The sequence below is a fragment of the Candidatus Pantoea communis genome, from assembly GCF_011752685.1.
GTDB lineage: Bacteria > Pseudomonadota > Gammaproteobacteria > Enterobacterales > Enterobacteriaceae > Pantoea > Pantoea communis.
This window is the reverse complement of sequence record NZ_VWXC01000012.1, coordinates 156,645-180,763: the sequence shown is the minus strand read 5'-3', so window position 1 is coordinate 180,763 and position 24,119 is coordinate 156,645. Positions and strand designations below refer to the sequence as shown.

Annotated in this window: 23 protein-coding genes; 10 read left to right on the top strand and 13 right to left on the bottom strand. The window is 52.3% G+C overall.

From position 1 onward, the window contains the following. The first annotated feature begins 25 nt into the window (after positions 1-25). Positions 26-331, top strand: a complete 306-nt coding sequence (locus F3J37_RS17115) for a YdgH/BhsA/McbA family protein (protein WP_045815559.1) — start codon at positions 26-28, stop codon at positions 329-331. A gap of 26 nt (positions 332-357) precedes the next feature. Here F3J37_RS17115 and F3J37_RS17110 read toward each other — a convergent pair whose 3' ends face one another. The 7 genes from F3J37_RS17110 to F3J37_RS17080 all read right to left on the bottom strand — a co-directional run bounded on the left by F3J37_RS17110 (position 358) and on the right by F3J37_RS17080 (position 7,355). After that, the gene (locus tag F3J37_RS17110) at positions 358-1,317 is read right to left on the bottom strand and encodes a LysR family transcriptional regulator (protein WP_166934678.1); all 960 of its coding nucleotides are present in this window, start codon (positions 1,315-1,317) and stop codon (positions 358-360) included. A gap of 30 nt (positions 1,318-1,347) precedes the next feature. Then, on the bottom strand, positions 1,348-2,262 hold the full coding sequence (locus tag F3J37_RS17105) for an alpha/beta fold hydrolase (RefSeq protein WP_166934677.1): 915 nt from the start codon (positions 2,260-2,262) through the stop codon (positions 1,348-1,350). Beyond that, entirely contained in the window at positions 2,259-2,885 is a 627-nt protein-coding gene (gene leuD, locus F3J37_RS17100) for a 3-isopropylmalate dehydratase small subunit (RefSeq protein ID WP_166934676.1), read from the bottom strand. The genes F3J37_RS17105 and leuD overlap by 4 nt, the downstream gene beginning before the upstream one ends. A gap of 1 nt (position 2,886) precedes the next feature. Beyond that, positions 2,887-4,308, bottom strand: a complete 1,422-nt coding sequence (gene leuC, locus F3J37_RS17095; RefSeq protein ID WP_166934675.1) for a 3-isopropylmalate dehydratase large subunit — start codon at positions 4,306-4,308, stop codon at positions 2,887-2,889. 147 nt (positions 4,309-4,455) lie between these two features. Beyond that, a complete protein-coding gene (locus F3J37_RS17090) occupies positions 4,456-5,751 on the bottom strand; it encodes an NAD(P)/FAD-dependent oxidoreductase (protein ID WP_166934674.1) in 1,296 nt (431 codons plus the stop codon). 16 nt (positions 5,752-5,767) lie between these two features. Then, a complete protein-coding gene (locus F3J37_RS17085) occupies positions 5,768-6,190 on the bottom strand; it encodes a RidA family protein (protein WP_166934673.1) in 423 nt (140 codons plus the stop codon). A 25-nt stretch (positions 6,191-6,215) separates the two neighbouring features. Then, positions 6,216-7,355: an ornithine cyclodeaminase family protein gene (locus F3J37_RS17080; RefSeq protein WP_166934671.1), complete on the bottom strand. Its 1,140-nt coding sequence runs from the start codon at positions 7,353-7,355 to the stop codon at positions 6,216-6,218. A 231-nt stretch (positions 7,356-7,586) separates the two neighbouring features. On the opposite strand from F3J37_RS17080, the gene F3J37_RS17075 reads away from it, so the two are divergent. The 5 genes from F3J37_RS17075 (at position 7,587) to F3J37_RS17055 (ending at position 12,992) form a co-directional block, all read left to right on the top strand. Further along, positions 7,587-8,417 (top strand): helix-turn-helix domain-containing protein, encoded by an 831-nt coding sequence (locus F3J37_RS17075; RefSeq protein WP_166934669.1) that lies wholly within the window; start codon positions 7,587-7,589, stop codon positions 8,415-8,417. Between the two features lie 149 nt (positions 8,418-8,566). Beyond that, complete coding sequence (locus F3J37_RS17070) at positions 8,567-9,955, top strand: APC family permease (RefSeq protein ID WP_034823995.1); 1,389 nt, start codon at positions 8,567-8,569, stop codon at positions 9,953-9,955. Positions 9,956-10,261: 306 nt separating this feature from the next. After that, positions 10,262-11,908 carry a malate dehydrogenase (quinone) gene (gene mqo / locus F3J37_RS17065; RefSeq protein ID WP_034823997.1) on the top strand — a complete coding sequence of 549 codons (1,647 nt, stop codon included), beginning with the start codon at positions 10,262-10,264 and terminating at the stop codon, positions 11,906-11,908. Between the two features lie 131 nt (positions 11,909-12,039). Then, a complete protein-coding gene (locus tag F3J37_RS17060; protein ID WP_166934667.1) occupies positions 12,040-12,303 on the top strand; it encodes a hypothetical protein in 264 nt (87 codons plus the stop codon). Continuing rightward, positions 12,300-12,992, top strand: coding sequence for a Fic/DOC family protein (locus F3J37_RS17055; RefSeq protein WP_369410678.1), 693 nt, complete (start codon positions 12,300-12,302; stop codon positions 12,990-12,992). Before F3J37_RS17060 ends, F3J37_RS17055 begins: the two co-directional genes overlap by 4 nt. A 49-nt stretch (positions 12,993-13,041) precedes the next feature. On the opposite strand, the gene F3J37_RS17050 is transcribed toward F3J37_RS17055, so the two are convergent. Continuing rightward, on the bottom strand, positions 13,042-13,932 hold the full coding sequence (locus F3J37_RS17050; protein ID WP_166934665.1) for a LysR family transcriptional regulator: 891 nt from the start codon (positions 13,930-13,932) through the stop codon (positions 13,042-13,044). Between the two features lie 105 nt (positions 13,933-14,037). On the opposite strand from F3J37_RS17050, the gene F3J37_RS17045 reads away from it, so the two are divergent. The 4 genes from F3J37_RS17045 (at position 14,038) to F3J37_RS17030 (ending at position 18,431) form a co-directional block, all read left to right on the top strand. Then, a complete protein-coding gene (locus tag F3J37_RS17045; protein WP_166934663.1) occupies positions 14,038-15,456 on the top strand; it encodes a coniferyl aldehyde dehydrogenase in 1,419 nt (472 codons plus the stop codon). A 13-nt stretch (positions 15,457-15,469) separates the two neighbouring features. After that, positions 15,470-16,159, top strand: coding sequence for a type 1 glutamine amidotransferase domain-containing protein (locus tag F3J37_RS17040; protein WP_166934661.1), 690 nt, complete (start codon positions 15,470-15,472; stop codon positions 16,157-16,159). A 209-nt stretch (positions 16,160-16,368) separates the two neighbouring features. Then, positions 16,369-17,583 (top strand): multidrug effflux MFS transporter, encoded by a 1,215-nt coding sequence (locus tag F3J37_RS17035; protein WP_166934659.1) that lies wholly within the window; start codon positions 16,369-16,371, stop codon positions 17,581-17,583. A gap of 128 nt (positions 17,584-17,711) precedes the next feature. After that, positions 17,712-18,431 (top strand): dienelactone hydrolase family protein, encoded by a 720-nt coding sequence (locus F3J37_RS17030; RefSeq protein WP_166934657.1) that lies wholly within the window; start codon positions 17,712-17,714, stop codon positions 18,429-18,431. A 46-nt stretch (positions 18,432-18,477) separates the two neighbouring features. Here F3J37_RS17030 and F3J37_RS17025 read toward each other — a convergent pair whose 3' ends face one another. The 5 genes from F3J37_RS17025 to F3J37_RS17005 form a co-directional block, all read right to left on the bottom strand. Next, positions 18,478-19,617, bottom strand: coding sequence for an alpha-hydroxy acid oxidase (locus F3J37_RS17025; protein ID WP_369410677.1), 1,140 nt, complete (start codon positions 19,615-19,617; stop codon positions 18,478-18,480). 78 nt (positions 19,618-19,695) lie between these two features. After that, positions 19,696-20,946, bottom strand: coding sequence for a flavin-containing monooxygenase (locus F3J37_RS17020; RefSeq protein ID WP_166934653.1), 1,251 nt, complete (start codon positions 20,944-20,946; stop codon positions 19,696-19,698). Positions 20,947-21,070: 124 nt separating this feature from the next. Next, entirely contained in the window at positions 21,071-21,889 is an 819-nt protein-coding gene (locus F3J37_RS17015) for an ABC transporter permease (protein ID WP_058961378.1), read from the bottom strand. 1 nt (position 21,890) lies between these two features. Continuing rightward, on the bottom strand, positions 21,891-22,745 hold the full coding sequence (locus F3J37_RS17010; RefSeq protein WP_097119146.1) for an ABC transporter permease: 855 nt from the start codon (positions 22,743-22,745) through the stop codon (positions 21,891-21,893). A gap of 64 nt (positions 22,746-22,809) precedes the next feature. After that, positions 22,810-23,841, bottom strand: a complete 1,032-nt coding sequence (locus F3J37_RS17005) for an ABC transporter substrate-binding protein (RefSeq protein WP_058961376.1) — start codon at positions 23,839-23,841, stop codon at positions 22,810-22,812. Between the last annotated feature and the right edge of the window lie 278 nt (positions 23,842-24,119).

Below are 24,119 nucleotides of genomic sequence, written 5' to 3'. Positions count from 1 at the left end.
AGCAGTTATTTTGAGGAGTAAGACCATGAAAGAACTTATTAATGACGTTATCTCTATTTTCACACCGCAAAATGTTAAACCCGTTTTAGTCCGTGCGGATTTGACCCATCGTGAATTATCATCGATTCATCCTGTGGGCTTTACTTCCGTGAGCTGGGCGACTTCGATGGAAGAACTGACTGATGCGATTGTGAAAAAAACGCTCGCTGCAGGGGCCGTGGGTTATCACATCACTGATGTTGAATCCCATGAGCCGGGCCACGATGGTCAGCATGTAATGGCGGCTACCGCAACCCTGTATCATATCAATAGCAAAGTGGCGTACGGCTAATGTTAACCCCCCCTTCGCTGTTGCATTTAAGCCTGCCACTCTTGTGACAGGCTTTTATCTGCAAAGTATTCGGCGAGAAAATCAATAAACACTTTCATGCGCGGCGATTCCGATGTCCGTTGCGTATACACCGCCCAGATATTCGCCTGCTGATACCACTGCGGTAAAACATGGACCAATTCGCCCGTGCTGAGATAAGGCGCCACATCCCATGCCGAGCGGAGCGCAATCCCGTGTGACTTCAACGCCCAGTTTAAAATGACCTTGCCACTGTTTGACGAATAATGGCTATTCAGCCGGCACAATACCTGTTGCTCACCGTCAGTCAGCGCCCAATTGCCGAATGAATTGTTCTTTTCATTGATGATAAGGCAGCTGTGGTCAATTAATTCATCCAGCGAATTGACCGCCCCAGCGCGCGCTAAATATTCAGGTGATGCGCAAAGAATACGCCGATTAACGGCCAGTTTACGCGCGATGTAAGAGTGATTCAGATTATCGCCAACCTGTATATCCACATCGGTGCCGGATTGCATCAAATCAATCTCACGATCGCTTAAAATGAGTTTGATATTTAAAGATGGATGCTGAGAAATAAAGGCTGAAATGGCATCAGATAAATACGCCTGACCAAATCCCAGCGAACAGCCAACGGTCAACTCACCGGTTAATTCGCCGCGCCACTGCTGAAAATTATTCAGAAACGCATCCATTTCCTGTACCACTTGCAGCGCCCCCTCCAGCGCTTTCTCACCTTCTGACGTCAGGCGCATCACCCGATTGGTGCGGAAGAAAAGCCGGGTGTCGAGCTGTTTCTCAAGAATGGCGATACGTTTGCTGATATACGATGGAGACTGGCCCAGCTCCACGGCAGCGCGACCAAAACCACCATGACGCGCCACGCTGATAAACACATAGAGGTCTTCGACAGAGGGCCAGCCCTGTAGCGGTTTCTGAACGTTTTTCCCGGCAAGCAAGAGCTTCATACTATTACGCAGTTAGCCAACATCGAGCGGTTATAACACAGAATCGAGAAAGCCCTGAAGCTGTGCTAAAAATACCGCCGGGACTTCTTCCTGTGGGGAATGCCCACAAGGCAGTGCCTTGCCCTGCACATTAATGGCCTTCTCCTGCCAGGTTTCAACCACATCGTATAGCTGACCGACCGTGCCCTTTTCCCCCCACAGCAATTGAAGCGGACAAACGATGCGTTTGTCGCTGTCCTCTGCATCGTGCTCTAAATCCACCGTGGCGGCCGCGCGGTAATCTTCGCAGACGGCGTGGATCATCTCGGGCTGCTGATAGCAGCGCAAATAATCATTGAATACCGCTTCTGAAGTCGCCCCCGCTGTCTTGAGCTGACCGTCAATATGTTTTCGCAGGAAGAAGGCCGGATCGTGGCCGATCATCGTCTCCGGCAGTGGGTAAGGCTGGATCAGAAAGAACCACCAAAAATAGCGCGTAGCAAAAGCCTTATCGGTCTGCGCATACATGGTTGCAGTCGGGGCGATATCGACGAAAGTGCCGCAAGCCACTTTCTCCGGATGGTCAAGCGCCAGACGATGTCCGACCCGGGCACCGCGATCGTGTCCGACAAACGCGACACGCGAAAGACCCAGTGCGTCAATCAACTGGCTGATATCTTCAGCCATGGCGCGTTTTGAATAGGCCAGATGGCGTTCGTCGCTGGCGGGTTTGTCGCTATCGCCGTAGCCGCGCAGATCAGGCAGGATCACCTGGTATTTTTGCGCCAGCTGCGGAGCGATTTTACGCCACGCCAGATGATTTTGTGGATGCCCGTGCAGCATCAGCAACGGCGGTCCTTCGCCCCCGATTGCCACGCGTAGTGTGATACCGTTGCTCAGCGTGACCGCTTTCAAGGCAAATCCGTCGATAAACGGCGATGCGCCGCAATCCTTGATGTCACTCATGCTGTTGGTCCTTTAACCCGCTGCAGCCAGGGGCGCTGAGCAAAGTGCCGATGTTCAAACTGCGTAATGTCAGTCTCGTATTGGAGCGTCCAGTCTACCGCGCTGCCGCCACCCATTAACATCTCACGTTTGAGCGCGCTGACCTCAAAATGCAACACCTGCTGATTGAAGGTGAGGGTCTTATCTTCCAGAGAAACCGTAATTTGGTTGTGTTCTGCATCAGCGGTAGCAGCGCTGAGCTGCTGATACGCCTCCTCACTTAGCGTTAGCGTTAATACGCCGTTGCGCTGGCAGTTATCGTCAAAGATGCCGGCAAAACTGGTGCCGATGATGGCGCGAATGCCCAGCTGATTGAGTCCCCATACCGCATGTTCGCGACTGGAACCACAGCCAAAGTTGGGTCCCACCAGCAAGAATGCCGCGTTCTTTCCGGCAGGCTGGTTGAGGATAAACGCGGGATTCGCACTGCCGTCGGGCAAAAATCGCAGGTCAAAGAACACGCCCCGATCCAATCCCTGGCGATCGATGCCTTTCAGAAACTGCTTTGGCATGATCACATCCGTATCAATGTTGGCCGCCGGTAAATGGGCAATGCGTCCGGTGATGCTGTGGAAAGCGTCCATATTAAACCTCTGCTGTTGTGAAGTTGCGTACATCGACCAGATGACCGGCCACCGCAGCGGCGGCGACCATCGCCGGGCTCATTAAATGGGTTCGTGCTCCTGCACCCTGGCGGCCCGCAAAATTGCGGTTGGTTCCTGAAGCACAGCGGTCACCCGGTTCCAGGACATCTTCATTCATTGCCAGGCACATTGAACACCCCGACTGCCGCCACTCAAAACCTGCATTGATAAAAATGTCGGCTAAGCCTTCAGCCTCTGCTTGCTGACGCACCTGCGTAGAGCCTGGCACGATGATCCCGCGCACGTGTCGGGCGATTTTGCGCTCGCCAATCACCGCTGCTGCAGCGCGCAAATCTTCGATTCTGCCGTTGGTACAGGAGCCAATAAACGCATGGGTGATGGCGATGTCAGACAAGCGCATGCCAGGTTCCAGCCCCATATATTTCAGTGCGGCTTGTATTGCCTGCTGTTTAATCAAATCGGGTTCGTATTGCGGATCAGGTACACAGCCGCCAATAGCACAGGTCTGATCCGGGCTGATGCCCCAGGTCACTTTAGGTTCGAGGTCGCTGCAATCCAGCGCAATTGAACGGTCAAAATTAGCCCCTGCGTCACTCCGCAATGTGAGCCATTCAGCCTTAGCCTGCTCCCACAATGCATCCGTTGGCATTTGCGGTTTGCCCTGGATGTAGGCGAATACCTTCTCATCTGGCGCAATAATCGCTCCGCGTGCACCGGCCTCGACAGCCATATTGCACAGCGTCATGCGCCCTTCCATACTCAGCGCGTCAATCGCCGGGCCGTCAAACTCGATGGCATAACCGGTTGCCCCTGAGGCGCCAATATCTTCAATCAACGCCAGAATGATGTCTTTAGCCGAACAGCCATAAGGCAGCTCTCCCGTTACCGTGACGCGCATGGTTTTCAGCGTGCGATAAATCAGGGTTTGCGTGGCGAGAAGATGTTCAATTTCCGATGTTCCGATGCCGAAACCCAACGCGCCAAATGCGCCATAGGTAGTGGTGTGGCTGTCACCGGCGGCGATCACCATACCGGGCATGACCAGGCCCTGCTCATGCGCAACCACATGCTCGATGCCCTGACGCGGGTCCATGACATCAAACAATTCGATGCCAAAGTGGGCGGCATTTTGACGGAAGTAATCCACCTGCAGCTGCCCGCCGGCATCGGTCATCGCATCGTCACGCTCAGGACGCGTGGGATTCACGTGATCGACATTGAGCAAGATAGTCGCCGGATGACGTACCGGGCGATGATGTTCTCGCAGTCCGCTAAAGGCCTGCGGGCTGGTGTATTCGTTGAGTATTGACCGATCAATATAGAGCAACACATGCCCTTCATCGTCTAACTGACGTACCACATGCTGATCGATCAGTTTTTCATACAGTGTTTTGTTAGCCATGCGATTGCCCACATAAAAGTATCAACAAGTCATTAGAGACTCTAGGGTAATACAGTTGTGGTTAAGACTATGAACACAGTACGTGAAGTGATGGTTTATGAAGTGTGTTTAATGGGCGACTTCACAGCCGCCGATAGAAGTATGACGCTACTGCAAGCGTTCGAAGCGATAAGGTGCGGGATCGATAAGCGGCGTATGCCCGGTCACCAAATCTGCGGCTAACTGCCCGGCTGCGGGTGATGTCCCGAAACCATGCCCTGAAAAGCCCGTCGCCAAAGTTAGCCCAGGTATCGATGCCACTGGGCCAATCACCGGGTTCGAATCCGGGGTAACATCTATCACGCCAGCCCATGACTCCGCCATCTCTGCCTGCTGGAACACCGGCCACGCCGCGCGCAGGTTGCGCATCGCTTCCTGGTTCAGTGCCGGATTGGCAAGAGGGTCCAGCGTGCGGACCTGCTCAAAGGGTGAACGCCGATCGTTGTGCCAGCGACGTGCCAGTGCAAGATCCTTCACAAAGTATTTGCCCAGCGAAATCCGCAGGTTGTCACGCGCCTGCCGTAGCTGAGGCATATAACGTGTGCCGATCAATAGATGATCAAGCGTTATTGGCGCATCCAGCGCACCGCGTTGAGTGATGATAAAGCCACCGTCCTGGTGTTTTCGGAATGAGAAGTCAGGAGCGCCCACCGCTATATTGGCCGGTCCTTCCAGCGGTTTGGTACGCATCACCGAACAAATCAGCGGCAGCGTCGGCAGATTAATACCGTGATTGCCAAGGAAACGACGCGACCAGGCACCTGCCGCCAGCAACACCTGGTCACAACGAATCTCACCGCGTTCGGTGATTACGCCACTCACCTTACCATTGCTGGTGGCTAAGCCGCGGACGGCACAGTTTTCAAGGATAACGGCGCCTCTGGCGATGGCGGCGTTTGCAATCGCGCTAGCCGCCAGCGTGGGTTCAGCCCGCCCGTCAGATGCGGTGTAAATCCCGCCTGCCCATTTCTCCACGCCGCCTGGCACCTGAGCCGCAATCTGCGCGTGGCTCAGTAAGCGCGTATCCAACCCCGCAGCGCTAACCCCGCTTAACCATTTTTCATGCAGTGACATCTGCTGCTCGTTGCGTGCCACAAACATAATGCCAGCCTGACGATAGCCTACATCGCTGCCAACCCGCGCGGCCATCACCGCCCACAAGCGGTCAGCGGCCTGCGCCAGCGGAATATCCTCCAGCGCACGGCTGGTTTTACGGATCCAGCCGAGATTGCGGGAAGACTGCTCGCCCGCAATCCGCCCTTTTTCCAATACCACCACCGGAATATTGCGCTCCGCCAGCGTCAGTGCGGCGGTCAATCCAACAATCCCGCCGCCAATTACGACCACCGTGGTGGCATCCGGCAGCGTTGGCGAAGGCGTAACCGGAGAAATAACAGGTGCCATAGCGCGTCTCCCACCCTTACAGGGCTACGGTAATTTCCTGAACCTGAGCGTTACCGGCACCACGATAAGCCGTGACTTCCAGTTCAACTTTATAAACGGTCGATCCCAGCGGCGGGCAGGTCACTGTTGAGGCGGGATTAACCCCACGGAACTTATCACCAATGATCGCCATCACCACAGGTACATCTGCCGGGTCCTGAATAAACACGCGCGAGCACACCACATCCTGTAATGAGGCATCGACGGCTGCCAGTGCGGCTTCGATATTGGCAAACACCTGAAAAGTCTGCTCGCGCAGGTCTTCGGGAATTTCTTTGGTTTGTGGGTTGCGACCGGCGGTGTTGGAGACATAAATCCAGTTATCCACGGCCACGATGCGCGAATAACTCGCCTGCTCTTCAAATTTCGAACCGGTTTTCACTTTAATGATATTGGTCATGATGTTTTCTCTGTTAATCAGTGGATTAGCTTAAAACCGGTGATTCCCACAGGTTGAGTTTGACGCCAATGCCTTTTTCCAGGGCATTGCGATACAACACCGTGCCCCAGGCCACATCTTCCACCGGCATACCACCGACAGACATGATGATAATCTCGCTCTCGTTTTGGCGGCCCGGCGCCTCGCCGGCGACAATTTTGCCAATATCCTCCAGTTGCTCCGCCTGCAGCTGCCCTTCAGCGACCATATCCATAAAGCGCACACCGATAATCGGCACGCAGCGATGCGCAGGCTTGGGAACTTCATCAAACCAGGCGTGATAGAGTCCGGTGTTATCCAGCACCTTGCGCACATCGGGTAGTTCCATGCCTTGATCGATATTGCACAGCGCAGGCATGGCGAGGAACGCGCCAGCTTTCACCCATTCACGTTTCACCAGCGGATAAGTGGCGGGATCACCGACTTCACCTGAGCTGCAATAAGTGACAATGTCACTGTCGCGCACCACCGCTTCCAGTGAGTCGACAATTTCTATCTGCTTAATTTGCGGATAGGTCTCCTGCACCCAGGTAATGAAGTTATCGAGGCTGCGCTGGCCGCGTCCTTTGACTTTGATGGTGTCGATGTGTGGGCACACAGCAATAAATGCCGCTACAGCGGTTTTTCCCATCACGCCCGGTCCGAGTAAACCGATCACGCGAGAATCCTTTCGCGCCAGATGACGTGCGCCGACGCCTGGCACCGCCCCGGTGCGATATGCCGACAGCAGATTGGCTGACATATGCGCCAGCGGCGCGCCGGTATCCGCATCATTGAGGGTGAACATCAGAATCGAACGCGGCAGCCCTTTCTCACGGTTGGCGATGTTGGAGCCATACCACTTGACCCCAGCCGTGCCGAAATTGCCGCCAAGGTAGGCAGGCATCGCCATCATGCGGCGATCGGCAGTGGGTTTTGGCATCGTCGGGAACGGCGAATTTTCCGGGAAGGTCACCATCGCGCCGTGAGAATCATTGTTGGATCCGGCCATGCGATAGTCGCCGTGATACAACAGGCCAAACATCTCTTCCATGGTATCGACACAGGCGGCCATATCGGTCACGCCCGCACGAATCATGTCTTGCTCCGACAGGTAAATAAAATCAATCCGGGTTGAATCACTCATAAGTCGCCTCATCAATCAGTCTTTTGGTCTATTTCCCGCCGTGGCGAGCGCTGCCATCAATAGCGATTTCACAGGCTAAAACCGTCTTAGGTGTCGATGGTCTTCGCTGGGTGAAATAGAAATAGCGCGTCAGTTGTCGAGCTGTATTGAATATTTGCGACATGACGAAATTCGTGCGTGGCACAGCCCTTGCATCACACAGACAGTAAATAGCCCGCAGCGGAGCCCGCCATGACACAATTGCCTCTCTATCGCCACAGTGGATTTCAACCCGAGCAGCCATGGTTTGTACTGAGCGCCGCGCAGCATTATTCGCTGATTGCGTCAGACAACCCGGCTATTTCCCATTTCTACAGTTTTGATGTGGCGCAGAGTGCCAGCATGACGCTGGCGATTCCCGACGGCTGCGTGGATATCGTGTTTGATTGCGATGCGCAGCGTCCTGCAGCACGCGTTTGTGGCACCACGCTGGAAGCGCGCGGTGCCGATATGCAGCATAACCACCACTATTTTGGTGTGCGCTTCGCACCGGGCATCATTCCTGATTTCCTCGATGTGATGGCAGAAGAGATTCCCGATCGTGAATTTAATTTCCTCGATGTGGTGCCGGATGCACGGTTAGCCTTTGAACAGATCGTGCAGACGCGCGATTTTTCACGGCAGATTGCTTTGTTCAACGCCAGTTTCACGCCGCGCCTGGTGCGCAAAGCTTCCTCCGTCACATCCTTGATCATCCACACCATGCGCCAGCAGAAAGGCAACATTCGCATTGATCAACTGGAAGCGCTGACCGGCTACACCTGCCGCACTATCCAGCGCCAGTTTCGCCAGGATACCGGGATGTCACCCAAGGCTTTTAGCCGCATTTTGCGCTGCCAGTCGGCGCTGGGCAGCATTCACTTACAGAAGGAAGTATCGTTTAGCGATCTGGCCTTTGATCTTGGATTTAGCGATCAGTCGCACTTCCTGCGCGAGTTTAAAAAGTTTGTCAGCACCACGCCCTGTGATTATCAGCGGCGTATTTCGCATGATGCCTATTTCCATCGTTTGCGTTTCCACTGAGCACTAAAAGGGTGCAGCGTTGCACTGTGACGCTGTCCGATTTTTTCTATCCGCCAGATGCTCAGCTGAGAAATGATGCCGCTATGTTACCTGCCTCAGGCGGCACAGATTGCCTGAGAACTTTCTCTTAGCGGTTGAGGGCTTTGGCGATGAATACGGATTCCGGCTTACGCAAAAACACGTTGGGTTTGTTTTCTCTGGTCTTTTTTGTCGTCGCGGCAGCCTCGCCGCTGACAGGCGTGGTGGGCGGCTTGCCGGTGGCGATTATTTCCGGCAACGGCGGTGGCATTCCGGTGTTTTATATTCTCTCGTGTATTATTTTGATGTTATTCGCCGTGGGCTTTATTGCCATGAGCCGTCATGTCAATAATGCGGGGGCCTTTTATACCTATATCTCTAAAGGAATGGGCGAAAACTGGGGCGCTTCCGCGTCAGTATTAGCGTTGATGGCGTATATCTCTATTCAGATTGCCATCGTGGCAATGCTGGGATTCTTCACGCAGTTATTTATTGAAGAGCACTTTTCTGCCCATATTCCCTGGTGGGCATTGAGCATGCTATTTGTGCTGGTATGCTGGGTATTGAGCATTAAACGCGTCGAAGTCGGTGGAAAATTACTCGGCATATTAATGCTGGCGGAAGTGGCTATTGTGTTACTCACCGATGTGATGCTGTTAATCAAAAAAGTCGGTCCTTACAGCTTCCAATCGTTCGAGCCGTCGGTGTTTATGCAGGGCAATCTTGGCATCGCCTTTATTTTCACCATCGCCGCTTTTATCGGTTTTGAATCTACCGCCATATATGCGGAAGAGTGCCGTGACCCACATAAAACTGTGCCGCGTGCCACAGTATGTGCCTTGTTACTGATCACGGCATTTTTCTGTTTCACCAGTTGGTCACTGGTGCAGGCATACGGTTTTGATCAGATTGTCGCGATTGCCAGCAAAGATCCTGGTAATTTCGTGTTCAATATTACCCGGCAATATGTTGGACAGTGGGCCGTAGAAACCATGTCGGTATTGCTGATCACCAGTTTATTTGCAGCGGCGCTGGCGTTTCATAACAATATTTCACGGTATTTGTTCAGCATTAGCCGCGATGGTCTGATCTGGAAAGAGTTGTGCAAAACTCATCCCACTAACGGCACGCCACATAACGCCAGCCACGTTCATAGCGTGATCATGCTGATGCTACTGGCAGGCATGGGCAGCGCGGGATTGGACCCGATGGTGCACATCTTCGCTATCGGTTCTGCCGTCGCCACACTGTGTATTTTGATTTTACAACTGGGCGTTTCCGCTGCCGTGATACTGTTCTTCCGTCGGATGGACAATAGCGAAAATCCATTCACCGTATTCTGGGCACCGTTACTGTCAATGGTGTGCATGAGCGTGACGATTATTTTGGTGGTTAATAATCTGCAATCCTTAAGCGGCAGTGATTCCAGCGTGGTGAAGATGATTCCCTGGTTCATTGCTGGCTGCGCCTTGATGGGATACGGCATGTCGCTGAAACGCAATTTTAAAGTTCGCGCTTAGTCATCGTCGTGGTGCGCAGCCATGCGCACCCAGTTATCGAGTAAATATTTAACCTGGCGTTATGGTGTTTTATTTGACCTAAGTCGCGATGCTCGCTATAAAGAATAACCGCGCAGTACTCACGGATATATCTCCCTACCTTACGCATTCATTGCTTAAATCCCCGCCATATTGGTTTTATGTAAGTTAAGTAATTAACACCAATACTTTATTAACTAAAAACAAGTTAATCTTTTCGTAACAATCTTTTAATTTGCAAACCGAAATTTTAACGTTCACCTGCAAAGTACAAAGATCAGGATCAGAATGACTCACTCTAAAAAAATCGTGTCTGCCCTTTCACTGGCAGCGCTGCTTGTTTCTTCAGTGGTCCACGCTGAAAACGCACCAGAAAAAACCGATGTTCTGTTGATTGGCGGCGGCGTCATGAGCGCCTCACTGGGAACCTGGCTACAGGAACTGCAACCAGGCTGGAAGCAGCTGATGGTTGAGCGTCTGGATGGCGTCGCACTGGAATCGTCTAACGGCTGGAACAACGCCGGTACCGGTCACTCTGCGAACATGGAACTGAACTACACGCCAGAGCGTGCAGACGGTTCAATCGACGTGAGCAAGGCGCTGGAAATTAACGAAGCTTTCATGATTTCCCGTCAGTTCTGGACCTCTCAGGTACAGCGCGGCGTAATGCATGACCCGCGTTCATTCATCAACTCCACCCCACACATGAGCTTTGTCTGGGGCGATAAAAACGTTGAGTATCTGACTAAGCGTTACGATGCACTGCAGAAAACCACCCTGTTCCAGGGCATGAAGTTCTCTACCGATCACAAGCAGATTGAGCAGTGGGCTCCGCTGGTGATGGAAGGTCGCGATCCTAATCAGAAAGTGGCAGCCACCTGGACGCCAGTCGGTACTGACGTTAACTACGGTGAAATCACCCGTCAGTTGATTGGCAGCCTGAAGAAAGATCAGAACTTCAAATTAGAAACCTCTTCAGAAGTCACTGATTTCAAACGTAACAGCGATAATTCATGGCACGTCACCATCAAAGATGTGAAGAGCGGTGAGAACCGTTCGGTTGACGCGAAATATGTGTTTATCGGTGCAGGCGGCGCAGCCATCAAACTGCTGCAGAAAACCGGTATTCCTGAAGCGGATAACTACGGCGGCTTCCCGGTCGGGGGTTCGTTCCTGATGACCGAGAATCCAGAAGTGACCAGTCGTCACCTGGAAAAAGTGTACGGCCAGGCTTCAGTCGGTGCGCCACCGATGTCTGTTCCACACATCGATGCCCGTAATCTGGACGGTAAACGCGTAGTGCTGTTTGGGCCGTTCGCGACCTTCTCCACCAAATACCTGAAAAATGGCTCACTGTTCGATCTGTTAAGCGCTACCACCACCAGCAATATCATGCCGATGACTCACGTGGGTATCGATAACTTTGACCTGGTGAAGTACCTGATTGGTCAGGTGATGCTGAACGACGACGATCGTTTTGCCGCGCTGAAAGAGTACTACCCGAACGCACGTAAAGAAGACTGGAAACTGATCCAGGCGGGTCAACGCGTACAGATCATCAAGAAAGATGCGGATAAAGGCGGCGTGCTGAAACTCGGCACCGAAATCGTGACCGATCAGCAGAAAACCGTGGCGGCCCTGTTGGGTGCATCACCAGGTGCTTCAACTGCTGCGCCAATCACCCTCGACGTGATGAAGAAGTTGTTCCCGGAGCAGTTCGCTTCTCCTGAGTGGCAAGAGAAGATTCGCGGCATTATCCCAAGCTTCGGCCAGAAACTGAACGGTAACACCGCACTGACTCAGCAGGTCTGGGACAACACCGCTGCTACGCTGCAGTTGACCAAACCACCGGTCATCAACATGGGTGATCAGTCCGTTGCTCCTACGCAGGCTAAGCCTCGCGCAGAATCCGCTAAGCAGGATATGGCGCTGTAATTCTCCCTCGCGCTAATGAAGAAAGCCGGACAATGTCCGGCTTTTTTTGTGTCTGGAATAAGGTCAAATCGCATAGCAGACACTCAACCTTCTGCGTGCTAAAATTGGGTATCATTGAATGAGGCAAAGACATGAATAAATCTGCATCATTAAGTGTTGCTAATCAGGTACGTGAACTGGCTAAAGTTCACCACGTAACGGCTGACCGTGATGGTATGAGTCGCATGGCTGTTGCAATTACTCGCCTGGCCGATGACATCGTAGAACTTGATGTCATCGAACAACTTCTGGTTAATCTGAAGAAAAAAGGCATTTTAACCAAGGCAGAAACGCTGGAGATGCAAGGCGACTATCTGCGTGAGAAAAGACAAAGTAAACAGAATTTTTCTGCATGATTTTTGATCCTTTCGGCGACTATGAAACAGCGGGTTATTTACAGAATGCCTTACATTTAAAAGATCCTGATGAAGTTAAAGCTTCTGAACATCTTTCATTCGAACTGAGTCTGGAAGATGCGCTGCTGTACCTATCAACGCTAAAACACGTAAAATATTCTTCCATACTTAAAGTTCACGAAATTCTTTTCGGTGACTTCTATCACTGGGCAGGAAAAGACCGAAACGAGTTAGTTCCTCACCTATCGATCTTTAAAGGCGCGCGTGAAGACGAACACTTTACGGTATTTGAATATCCACATCTTATTCAGCGTGCAGTGGAGTATGCGCTTAAGCTTGCCAGTGACAGGGACAAATTTCGACAAAAGCCAGGAGAAGTGATGGGGCAGCTGGCTTTTGCTCACCCTTTTCTTGATGGTAACGGACGTACAATTTTGCTAACTTTCATGGAATTAAGTTTTCGTGCAGGTTTTTCTGTCGACTGGTCTAAAACAAATAAAGACGATTACCTTCGCACATTGAGTAGAGAAATTCGTGAACCTGGAAAAGGACATCTGGATCGTTATCTCCAACCGTTCATTATCGAGATTCATAGCAGGGACGAATGGCCTTTAACCATCGGTAGTATTAAAGGCCTGGATGGATTGGATAAAGGGCAAATAATTATAGCGACATTGACGATCCGTTAGTCAGGAAACATTATAAAAGCTACCAGTCACAACATTTAGATAATAAATCTTAATGGCTGTTATTCATCCCCCAAACCAGTGCCTGTCTTGCATGGGCAATACGCGGTTGGCGCAGAGCGCTGGGTAACCAGATAAGGTGATAACGAATTTCCGTATCCCCCACCGGCGCGTCCAGCATCACCAACTCCCCTTGCGCGATTTGCGCCTGACATAAAAATGCCGGTATCACCGACCAGCCAAATCCGCCGCAGAGTAAACTTCGCAAACCACGTAAATCCTGCCCAACTACCGCAGGTAACAGCGTCTGGTATTTAATACGATTTTTATCCAGCCAGTGATCAATCAAAGAGAGTTTCAGGTCATAAGCCAGCAGAGGTTCTTTAATCAAATCCGCGGAAAAATCTGCACTGTTGTGTAAGCGAGCCGCCACGGCCGGTGCAGCCACTGCAACCACACGGTCCTGAAAAATCACTTCCCCCTTTAAACGTGGATCGGTCACCGGATGTGCCGTCACGCCGAGATCACAGTGCCCTTCAATCACCATCTGCGCAACGAGCGGACCATCACCGCTGTGCATATGCACGCGAATGCCGCTTTCAAGCAGTGGCAGCAATTCAGCCGATAATTTCTCCGCCATAAAATCAGCATGTCCAATGATCTGCAACGTTCCACTCACATCCATCGATCGGGCACGCGCCGATGATAAAGCGGACTCTGCGGTATCCAGAGAGTTGCCTATATCAGCGGCCAAATCGTCGGCAGCGGCCGTTGGCATCACGCCATGGGCCTGACGCTCAAACAGCGGTCGACCCACTGCGACTTCCAGGCCGCTAATGTGTTGCGAAACTGCAGGCTGCGTCAGATTCAGTGCGCGCGCTGCACCGGAAATTGAGCGCTGGCGATACACTTCCATAAACGTTCGTAAGCGAACCAGTGACATATTGATCCATAAATTATTTTATACCCCTGCCAAAATAGCCTTGTTAGCCGCCAAACACCAGCGCGAGTAAGCTGCCCACATCTTGAAACGCACGGGAAAAAAATCATGTCACTTCAGCAAGAATTACTGCATGTGCTGCACACAATGAAACAGGCTCATCTGCAGAACCAACCTGCTAGCGCCGAACTTCGCCGCAATCGCTTATTACGCAGCGTGGCATTAATTCGCGAGAATCATGCCGCGTTTACTGCGGCTATCAGCGCCGATTTCGGTCATCGCAGTGCCTATCAAACCCAGGCGGCCGACCTGATGACCACCATCAATATGTTGCAGCACTCCGCCGAGCATCTGGAGCAGTGGATGCAGCCGGAGATTGCCGAAGTCCCGGTTGCGGGTATGCAGGCGCGTATCGAACCGCAACCTTTAGGTGTCGTTGGCATTATAAGCCCGTGGAATTTCCCGATTAACCTGGCATTTGGCCCATTGGCCGGTGTGTTTGCGGCGGGCAACACTGCGATGCTGAAACCCTCTGAGCTGACACCCCACACCTCAGCATTACTGGCGGAATTAGTGCCGCGTTACTTCGCCGCTGATGAGCTCAGCGTGGTTTTGGGTGACGCCAGCGTGGGACAAGCGTTTAGCGCTCTGCCATTCGACCATCTGGTCTTCACCGGCAGCACCGCCGTCGGAAAGCATGTGATGCGTGCAGCGGCAGAGAATCTGGTGCCTGTTACGCTGGAACTGGGTGGAAAGTCGCCGGTGGTGATCGACGCAGATGCGGATGTGGTAATGGCGGCAGCCCGAACCTTGACTATAAAAACCTTTAATGCCGGGCAAATTTGTATCTCACCGGACTACCTGTTACTTCCGTATGCCGCTGAAGCGGAATTTATCACCGCGTCACAGCAGTTCATACAGCAGACGTACCCAACGCTACAAAGCAACGTGGATTACACCGCCATAATCAGTGCTCGTCATTATCAGCGATTGATCGGTCTGATCGAAGATGCCCGAGCTAAAGGAGCCCGGATCGTTAGCCTGGCCCCTGCGGGTGAGCCGGACTTTGATGCGCAAAGCCGCAAAATCGCGCCGCATTTGATCCTCAATGTCACCGAAGAGATGACGGTCATGCAGGAAGAGATTTTTGGCCCGCTGCTGCCAGTCAAAAGCTATAGCGGAGAGGTAGAGGAAGCGATTCGTTATATCAATGCGCATCCACGTCCACTGGCCGCCTACTATTTTGGCCACGATGAACAGCGTCAAAAGCTGATGGCTCAGCACACCACTTCTGGCGCACTGGTGATAAATGATGTCATGACCCATGCTTCTCTCGACAGCCTGCCATTTGGTGGCGTGGGCGCATCCGGTATCGGCGCGTATCACGGGGTTCATGGATTCCGTCGTTTCAGCCACGCCAAGCCGATTGTGATCCAGGATGAGGCGGGCACCACAAATTTACGGCTGCGTGCGCCCTATCAGGACAAAAGCGCAGCATTGACTGCATTACTGAATAACCAACATTAATCGAGGACAGACAATGAAAATTTTGATGGTTCTGACATCACATGACGCGTTGGGCAACACCGGCAAAAAAACCGGGTTCTGGCTGGAAGAGTTCGCCGCACCCTACTTCGTGTTTAAAGATGCGGGCGCTGAGGTAGTGTTGGCTTCCCCGGCGGGTGGACAACCGCCGCTGGATCCAAAAAGTGATTTACCTGAATTTCAGACTGCTATGACCGAACGTTTCAAATCTGATGCGGCGGCACAGCAGGTGCTGGCCAATACCGTGAAGTTGGCAAGCATTGATCAGCAGGATTTCGATACGGTCTTTTATCCTGGCGGCCACGGTCCACTGTGGGATCTGGCGGAGTCAGCAGACTCCATCCAGTTGATCGAATCTTTCGATCGTGCGGGTAAGCCGATGGGTTTTGTCTGCCATGCACCTGGCGCGTTGCGCCATGTGAAAGCTGCGAGCGGCGCCCCGTTAATTCAGGGTAAGCAGGTCACCGGCTTTACCAATAGCGAAGAAGCAGCCGTTGAGCTGACCAACGTGGTGCCTTTCCTGATTGAGGATGAGTTCATCAAACTGGGCGCGCATTATCAAAAAGGCGCTGACTGGGCACCGTTTGTCGTACAAGATGGTCGTTTGATTACCGGGCAAAATCCGGCCAGCTCAGAAGATGTGGCGAAAGCGCTGCTGCTGCAACTGGCAGCACAACAGCCTTAATCGCGTTAAAGCGCATCACTGCTCTGGCGGTGATGTGCCCTCGTCTTATTAACCCTCTCATTAATGAATATTGCTCATAGGTGCTAGTAGACTGGCGCACCTAATCAATCCCTTCTGCCTTTGTTAAGCTACTCCACAACCCCTTTTCCATCACTGTAATTAAGCCCTGGCACCGCACAGGTCCTTTCCTTTGCTCATAAAAAGACACTATGGATATCAAAACTGCAACGCATCCTCCGGATATGAAAACCGGCATCGCTTTTATTGTCATTCTCAGCGCGTTGATGGCATTTACCTCGCTCTCAACCGACGTCTATCTACCGGCGATGCCCGCGATGTCAGCCGCGTTACACGGCGATTCGGAACTGACGGTCACCGGATTCCTGATTGGCTTTGCCATCGCACAGCTAATCTGGGGCCCGATTAGCGATCAACTCGGCCGCAAAACACCGCTATATATCGGGATGATTATCTTTGCTGTCGGCTCAGCGGGATGCGCACTCTCCAGCGACATGCCTCAGATTGTCTTCTGGCGTGTCATTCAGGCCGCTGGCGCCTGCACCGGCCCGATGCTGGCGCGTGCCATGATCCGGGACCTTTTCAGCCGCACGCGTGCTGCGCAAATGCTGTCGACGCTGATCATTGTCATGGCGATTGCCCCTATCGCGGGGCCATTAATGGGTGGGCAAATCATTCGTTACTCGCAATGGCCGGTGATTTTCTGGTTTCTGGCGGTAGTCGGCGCATTGATGTTCATATCACTGCTCTGGCTTCCTGAAACACTGCCGGCAGAAAAACGGGTACCGGCGTCACCTCGGCAAATAATGGGTAATTATCGCGCATTGTTGCAAAATAAAAACTTTATGCGTTTTACCTTGTGCGTGACTTTTTACTACGTTGCCGCTTACGCCTTTATTGTCGGATCGCCTGCGGTGTATATCAGCTATTTCGGTATCGATCCGCAACATTATGGTTGGCTGTTCGCCATTAATATCCTGGGCCTGGTGACGGTGAGCACCGTCAATAAACGTTTAGTGCAAAAGGTACGGCTTGAGACGCTGCTGAAATCCGCCTCTTTTATCGCCGCACTGATGACTTTCGTGATGTGTTTTGTACTGAAAACGCATCCGGCAGCGTTGGCGGGATTGGTCATCTGCATCTTCATTTTCTTCTCAATGAACGGAATTATTGCCGCCTCCGCTAACGCAGCCGCGCTGGATGCCGTGCCGAATGCCACCGGTTCAGCCTCTGCGCTAATAGGTTCATTGCAATACGGCAGTGGCATTGTCTCCTCACTGCTGCTGGCAGGGCTTAACAACGGTACGCCATGGATTATGGTGAGCATTATGACGGTATTCACCCTGCTCAGTTTTCTCAGCACGCTTGGCGGTGGAAAATCTCAGCCAAAAATGGCAGAAATTTAATGCTACGGTGAAACATTAAATATGACATTAAACATTTGGTGCGGTGCGTTCAGCATGCAATTGCTAAATCTAAAATAGTCGGTAACGTCGTGGCTTCATCTGCTAATAAAAATAAGCGAGCTTAATTAATGAGCAACATCCAGTCTTCATTCCTTTCTTACACCGTGGACAACGAGACATTTGAAGGTTATTTAGTTTATCAGGCTGATAATAACCCTGCTAAACCAGGCATTGTTATTGCGCCCAACTGGATGGGGGCTACCGCGGATGCTGCTGAACAAGCCAAAGCCATTGCTGCCCACGGCTATGTGGTGCTGGTGGCTGACCTGTACGGTCAGGGTCAACGCCCCACTAACGGCGAAGAAGCGGGTGCGATGATGATGGCAGTGAAAGACACCCCCGCCGAAGTGGCGCGCATGCAGGCGGCGCTCAGCGCATTGCGCACGCAAACTACGGCTCCCGTTAATGCGGATAAGGTAGCGGCTATCGGTTTCTGCTTCGGCGGCCACTGCGTGCTGGAGCTGGCACGCAGCGGCGCGGATATCAAAGCGGCCGCCTCTTTCCACGGTACGCTGGATACCCAGGGCGCTTATGACAGTCATACTATTCAGGCTTCACTGCTGGTACTGGACGGCGCGGCCGATCCCCTGGTGCCGCGCGAGCAGTTAGCCGCCTTCGCGAATGAGATGAACAGCAAGGGCGTTGACTGGCAGCTGGTGAGCTTTGCCGGTGCGGTGCACTCCTTCACCGATCCGAAAGCCGATAATGCTGGCGTATCGCAGTATCATCCGGAAGTGACGCAGCGTGCCTTCAAACGCCTGTATCAATTGCTGGATGAAGTGTTTTAATGACGCGGCGGGAGGATGACTAGCCTCCCGCTATTTCCCCCGTCTTTCAGCGCACGCGTAAAATCCCGCCATCAATATCCGCTACACCGGTTTTGCCGCAAAACGCCATCGACAGATCAAACTCGTTACGGATGATGCTTAGCGCTGTGGTCACCCCTTCTTCACCTAGCGCCCCCAATCCATACAGCATACTGCGCCCGATATAAGTGCCTTTGGCGCCTAACGCTATGGCTTTTAATACATCCTGCCCGGAACCAATGCCGCCATCAAAATGCACTTCTATTCGATCGCCGACCGCCGCCACAATTTCCGGCAGCAGTGTAATTGATGAAGACACGCCGTCCAGCTGACGCCCACCATGGTTGGAAACAATCAACGCATCGGCACCCGCTTCGATCGCCAGTTGCGCGTCAGTGGCATCCATTATGCCCTTCACAATCAACTTGCCGCCCCAGTGCCGTTTAATCCATTCGATATCTTTCCAGGAGAGTCGCGGGTCATACTGCTGTGCCGTCCACTCCACCATCGAGTCAATGTTATCCACACCGCTTACATGCCCGATGATATTGCCAAAATTACGATGTCTGGTATTCAACATCTGCCAGCACCAGCGCGGTTTAGTGGCAATATTGAGCACATTGCGCAGGGTCATTTTGGGCGGCGTGGAAAGGCCATTCTTAATATCTTTATGGCGCTGACCAAAGACCTGCAAGTCCATGGTCACCACCAACGCACTGCAGTTAGCCGCTTTAGCGCGATCGATCAGATTTGCCACAAACTGCCGGTCACGTAATACATACAGCTGAAACCAAAATGGATGTCCCTGCGTGGCCTGCGACACAGCTTCCAGCGAACAGATGCTCATGGAAGAGAGCGTGAAAGGAATGCCGAATTTTTTGGCTGCGCGTGCCGCATGAATTTCACCATCGGGATGGATCATGCCGGTCAGCCCGGTGGGGGCAATCGCCACCGGCATCGCGACCTCGTGCCCCATCATTCGGCTTGCCGTGCTGCGTTCCGCAATATCCACCGCGACACGCTGACGAAATTCGATGCGGCGTAGATCAGCTTCGTTGGCGCGATAGCTATATTCCGTCCAGGAACCTGCATCGACATAGTCGTAAAACATTTTTGGTACGCGTTTACGCGCCAGTTGCCGTAATTCTTCAATACAGGTAATGGTCACTTTTCCACCTGATAAAAAAGCGGCTAAACAAAATAACATTTAGCCGCCTGCGATCACGCAAATACACACACAGATAACTTACGATTTCTCGTAGTCGGTATAGGCATTCTGTAGCACGATATGATCGGCAATATATTTTGCATCATGCCACACGCCATAAATAAAGGAGGAGGCGCGATTCACCAGATTCGGTAAACCAAGGAAATAAATACCCCGCTCCGCAGAAATACCACGCTTATGGAAAGGCACGCCTTTCTCATCAAATGCATCCGCCTGCAACCAGCTAAAATCAAATTTAAACCCTGTCGCCCAGATAATAGAGGTGATACCGGCCTCGGCCAGGTTTAATTGTGTTAAAGGATTAATCAGGCATTCTGGATCGGATAATAACGCCCAGGCCTGTGGCTCCAGCGGCAGATCCAGACCATTACGCTCGATATAAGCATCGGCATCACGTAGTACGTCGAAATAAGCTTTATCACCTTCTGCAATATTCTCAGCCAGGCCATCAGCAAAGCTCAACACGCCGTTATCCCATTGCTGAGTAATACCCACCAGGGTAATGCCCATATGAGCCAGACGACGAAAATCAACCGTTTTACCGCCTTCATAGCCGCTCACGGCAAAGGCAACGTGCTGTTTTTTCGGCTTGATTTTCACTTCATCCCACAAGCCTAAAGCACCCAGCCACCAGCAGTAATCTCGGTCACGATAAGAGCGTGGTGGTCGATAATGTTCGCCGACCGACAGATAGACTTTGCGGCCCGTTTTACCCAGCTCTTCCGCGATTTGTGATCCTGACGCCCCCGCGCCCACCACCAGCACGCCGCCTTCTGGCAACTGCTGCGGGTTCTTATAGGAAGAGGAATGAATCTGATGCAGGTTGGCACTGTCCGGCACGATTTGCGGGAATGAAGGCTTCTGGAACGGCCCTGTTGCCGCCACCACATTATCTGCTTCAAATTCTCCAATAGAGGTCAGCACTTTGAAGCCGCTACGTCCCGGCAGACGTTCAACCTGATGCACTTCAACGCCAGTGCGCACCGGCGCATTGAGCATTTTGGCATAATCTTCGAAGTATTGAGCCATGCGCTCTTTAGGAGGAAAAGCTTCCTGAGAAATATTATCGAATTTCATTGAAGGAAAACGATCGTGCCAGGCGGGGCCATTGGCGACCAGTGAATCCCAACGCTCTGAACGCCAGCGCTCTGCAATGCGGTTACGCTCAAATACAATATGCGGGACACCCATCAATGAAAGATGTTCACTCATTGCAATGCCCGCCTGACCTGCACCGACAATTACGGTATTAATTTTTTCTACTGACATGTGGAATCCCTAAATAGATTTTAACGCGATGGGTTATTCATCATCGTAATCATTGTTCGTGTTAACGCTAAGCAAGCATTTTTAATTCAGCGCTTCGGTAAAACCAAAGCGCACAGGTTCATGATTAGTGGCGGGCTTCAACGTTTAATATCTTGCCAAGGCCCAAAAACTTATTCGCAATAATCAGCATGGCTGCCGTTACCGCAATATAAATCACTGACAGCGCGGCCAGCGTTGGGTCGGCAAATTCACGCACATAGTTGTACATGGCGACCGGCAAGGTCTGTGTTGCCTGGGTGGTAATAAACAGCGACGCGGTAAATTCATTAAAAGAGAGAATCGCAGCAAACATCCAGCCACCAAACAGGCCCGGTAAAATCAACGGCACCGTAATGGTCCACACCACCCGCAGTGGCGAAGCACCCAGACTGGCTGCCGCCATTTCAATACGCTGTTCGAGGTTCTTGAGCGAAACGTAGACGCTGCGCAATACAAATGGCAGCACCAGCACAATATGGCAGAAAATCACCAGCGGATAGCCGCGGCCAAGGCCCAGCTGTGAGACCAGCATCAGCAGTCCTAAACCGATAGTGAAATGCGGGATAAACAGTGGCGACAGTAAAATGCCTTCCAGCACGCGCTTACACGGAAAGGAATAGCGCTCAATGGCAATCGCCAGCGTTGCACCAATGATCACTGCCAGCGAAGATGCCCACGCGGTGACGATCAGTCCGGAATAAAAGCCGTGACGAAAATCATCGTAATTCACCGCACGCTCGAACCAGCGCAGCGACCAGCCTTTGGGCGGGAAAAACAGGACCGCAGTGCTGCTGAACGAAGAGATAAACACCACAATGGTGGGCAGCATGACAAAAATGAGGATGGCGGCCACCAGCAAACGTCCGGCCAGCGTCACCAGTTTATCGTTCATCGAACGGGTCATATTAATGTTCTCCCATAGCGTGCAGGAAGCGGGTCAGGCGTTTCAATGCCATCAGCAGCAGGATGGTCAGAATCAAGCCGGCAATACTCAGCGCGGCGGCAAACGGGAAGTTCATTGACGAGAAACCAAGCTGATACACCATGGTTGCCACGGTGCTTACGCGTCCGCCACCAATCAACTGCGGCGTGGCAAAAGCACTAAAGGTCCAGGCAAATGCCGTGGTCAGACTGGCCACGATACCGGGGATCGATAGTGGAATCGTCACCGTCAATAAGGTACGAACGGGTCCGGCACCGAGACTGGTTGCCGCTTTTTCATAGTCAGGGTTGATATGCGACAGCGCCGTGGCCAGCATCAGCACCATGATCGGCATGGTGACGTGCACCAGTGCTACCACCACGCCGCTCTGGGTGAACATAAACTGAATCGGTTTTGAGATGATGCCGAGTGCCAGCAGCAGGCTGTTCAGGAAGCCACTGTTTCCCAACACGATAATCCACGAGTAGGTGCGCACCACTTCACCGAGAAACAGCGGCGTAATCGCGATAATCAGAATCGTCGATTTGATCCAGGTGGTGCGCGTGCGCACCAGCGCATAGGCCAGTGGGTAACTCATCAGGAGGCCAAAGATGGCGGTTTTGGCACTTAACATCACCGTGTTAATAAAAGCATCGGCATAAATGCTTTTCAGCAGTCCGTTAAAGTTAGCCAGGGTAAATCCGCCCACGTCGAGCGAACCGGGAATATAAGCCCGCACGCTAAACTGCATCACCGCGAACATGGCCACAACCAGTCCGAGTGCTGTCAGTGTGGCGGGAATAATGAACCAGGGTAAGAATGTCGGTTTTCTCGTCATAGACGTTGCTGCCTGAATAAAGTGTTGCTTGTGGGCGGCCTGGTGGCCGCCCGTGATGAACCAATCAGTGAGACATGATGTTTTCAGAGAACCACTGGCGCCATTCGGCTGTTTTCTCGGCACGCAGTTGTGGATCGGTGTTGATGGTGGCATTCCACTGCGCTGGCGTGGTCAACATGCCAGGCAATTTCGCCAGTTCTGGATCGATATGCGCGTTGGTCACCGTTGGGCTGCCACGATAGATCTTCGCCACCTGCTCCTGAATTTCCGGTTTCAGCGCGATATTCATAAACTTGTAGGCCAGATCGGCGTGTTTGGTCCCTTTGTTGATGCCCACGGTGTCCACACCCAAAATGGCACCCTCTTTCGGTATCGCCAGTTTGATGTTCACCCCTTCGGCCATCATGCTGTAGGCATTCATCGACAGCATGACCTGCACAGGTGTTTCACCGGTGGAGATCAACTGCTGGCTGTTGGCGTCATCGGTATAGAAGGATTTGATGTTCGGGATCAGCGCTTTCATCTTCGCTTCGCCCTGCTGCCAGTGTGCGGCATCAGCCCCGGAGAGTTTGGCGGAAACGGCAATGATATGGCTTGGGTCCCAATCTGGCAGGGCCAGCGTGCCCTTCAGCTCTGGTTTCCACAGGTCATTCCAGCTGGTGAAGGTTTCACCTTTCGGTACCAGATCCGGGCGATAGCCGATGGTATAGACATAGCCCCACACGCCAAGGTGATACGGGCTAACCTTCGCCTGCTCAACCAGATTCACCGCGTTAGGAATTTTGCTCATATCGAGCTTTTCAAACAGGCCGCTGTTGGCATACAGATAGCCGACGTGCGCGGTGGTAAAGGTCACATCCGTCTCCGGAGTGCCACCCGCCAGCTTGGCTTTGTTCAAACGATCAATGGTGCCGCCGGTGACAAACTGCACCTCGACGCCGGTTTCTTTGGTGAACTCTTTGGCGATAGTTTCATCAATCAGGTCTTTAAAGCTGCCGCCCCAGGTGCTGACAATCAGCTTGTCGGCGGCCATTGCATTACCTGCAGTTAATACACTCGTCGTCAGCAACGTTAAGGCAAAAATCTTACGCAACATATTCTCGTCCCCAATGAATGAAATGGCTGTAACAGCAATGTGAAACGCGATGCACCAAAACAGTGCTATCGGACTCTTCTGGTGTTGCTGGGATAATGCCGTCGCGAGGTGATTCGGTAAAACAGCCTTTTCCTCGCCCTTGCATCAGAATTTCTGAGGCTAAAAAGGACGCTGCTTTACAACGGATTTTCTTAACCAGTGATGAGGCAGAAGCGAATGGGCGTGACAGAGCGGTCAGGCGATTATGCTGTTAACCGGCCTCTGGCATGATTAATGCA

Excerpts from the sequence above, each read along its gene's own strand:
- F3J37_RS17020 (WP_166934653.1), bottom strand. The coding sequence starts at position 20,946 with ATGTCAGTAGAAAAAATTAATACCGTAATTGTCGGTGCAGGTCAGGCG.
- leuC (WP_166934675.1), bottom strand. The coding sequence starts at position 4,308 with ATGGCTAACAAAACACTGTATGAAAAACTGATCGATCAGCATGTGGTA.
- F3J37_RS17080 (WP_166934671.1), bottom strand. The coding sequence starts at position 7,355 with ATGAGTGATTCAACCCGGATTGATTTTATTTACCTGTCGGAGCAAGAC.
- F3J37_RS17045 (WP_166934663.1), top strand. The coding sequence starts at position 14,038 with ATGTCACTTCAGCAAGAATTACTGCATGTGCTGCACACAATGAAACAG.
- mqo (WP_034823997.1), top strand. The coding sequence starts at position 10,262 with ATGACTCACTCTAAAAAAATCGTGTCTGCCCTTTCACTGGCAGCGCTG.
- F3J37_RS17060 (WP_166934667.1), top strand. The coding sequence starts at position 12,040 with ATGAATAAATCTGCATCATTAAGTGTTGCTAATCAGGTACGTGAACTG.
- F3J37_RS17055 (WP_369410678.1), top strand. The coding sequence starts at position 12,300 with ATGATTTTTGATCCTTTCGGCGACTATGAAACAGCGGGTTATTTACAG.
- F3J37_RS17030 (WP_166934657.1), top strand. The coding sequence starts at position 17,712 with ATGAGCAACATCCAGTCTTCATTCCTTTCTTACACCGTGGACAACGAG.
- F3J37_RS17015 (WP_058961378.1), bottom strand. The coding sequence starts at position 21,889 with ATGACCCGTTCGATGAACGATAAACTGGTGACGCTGGCCGGACGTTTG.
- F3J37_RS17110 (WP_166934678.1), bottom strand. The coding sequence starts at position 1,317 with ATGAAGCTCTTGCTTGCCGGGAAAAACGTTCAGAAACCGCTACAGGGC.
- leuD (WP_166934676.1), bottom strand. The coding sequence starts at position 2,885 with ATGGACGCTTTCCACAGCATCACCGGACGCATTGCCCATTTACCGGCG.
- F3J37_RS17035 (WP_166934659.1), top strand. The coding sequence starts at position 16,369 with ATGGATATCAAAACTGCAACGCATCCTCCGGATATGAAAACCGGCATC.
- F3J37_RS17085 (WP_166934673.1), bottom strand. The coding sequence starts at position 6,190 with ATGACCAATATCATTAAAGTGAAAACCGGTTCGAAATTTGAAGAGCAG.
- F3J37_RS17075 (WP_166934669.1), top strand. The coding sequence starts at position 7,587 with ATGACACAATTGCCTCTCTATCGCCACAGTGGATTTCAACCCGAGCAG.
- F3J37_RS17010 (WP_097119146.1), bottom strand. The coding sequence starts at position 22,745 with ATGACGAGAAAACCGACATTCTTACCCTGGTTCATTATTCCCGCCACA.
- F3J37_RS17090 (WP_166934674.1), bottom strand. The coding sequence starts at position 5,751 with ATGGCACCTGTTATTTCTCCGGTTACGCCTTCGCCAACGCTGCCGGAT.
- F3J37_RS17105 (WP_166934677.1), bottom strand. The coding sequence starts at position 2,262 with ATGAGTGACATCAAGGATTGCGGCGCATCGCCGTTTATCGACGGATTT.
- F3J37_RS17040 (WP_166934661.1), top strand. The coding sequence starts at position 15,470 with ATGAAAATTTTGATGGTTCTGACATCACATGACGCGTTGGGCAACACC.
- F3J37_RS17070 (WP_034823995.1), top strand. The coding sequence starts at position 8,567 with ATGAATACGGATTCCGGCTTACGCAAAAACACGTTGGGTTTGTTTTCT.
- F3J37_RS17005 (WP_058961376.1), bottom strand. The coding sequence starts at position 23,841 with ATGTTGCGTAAGATTTTTGCCTTAACGTTGCTGACGACGAGTGTATTA.
- F3J37_RS17050 (WP_166934665.1), bottom strand. The coding sequence starts at position 13,932 with ATGTCACTGGTTCGCTTACGAACGTTTATGGAAGTGTATCGCCAGCGC.
- F3J37_RS17115 (WP_045815559.1), top strand. The coding sequence starts at position 26 with ATGAAAGAACTTATTAATGACGTTATCTCTATTTTCACACCGCAAAAT.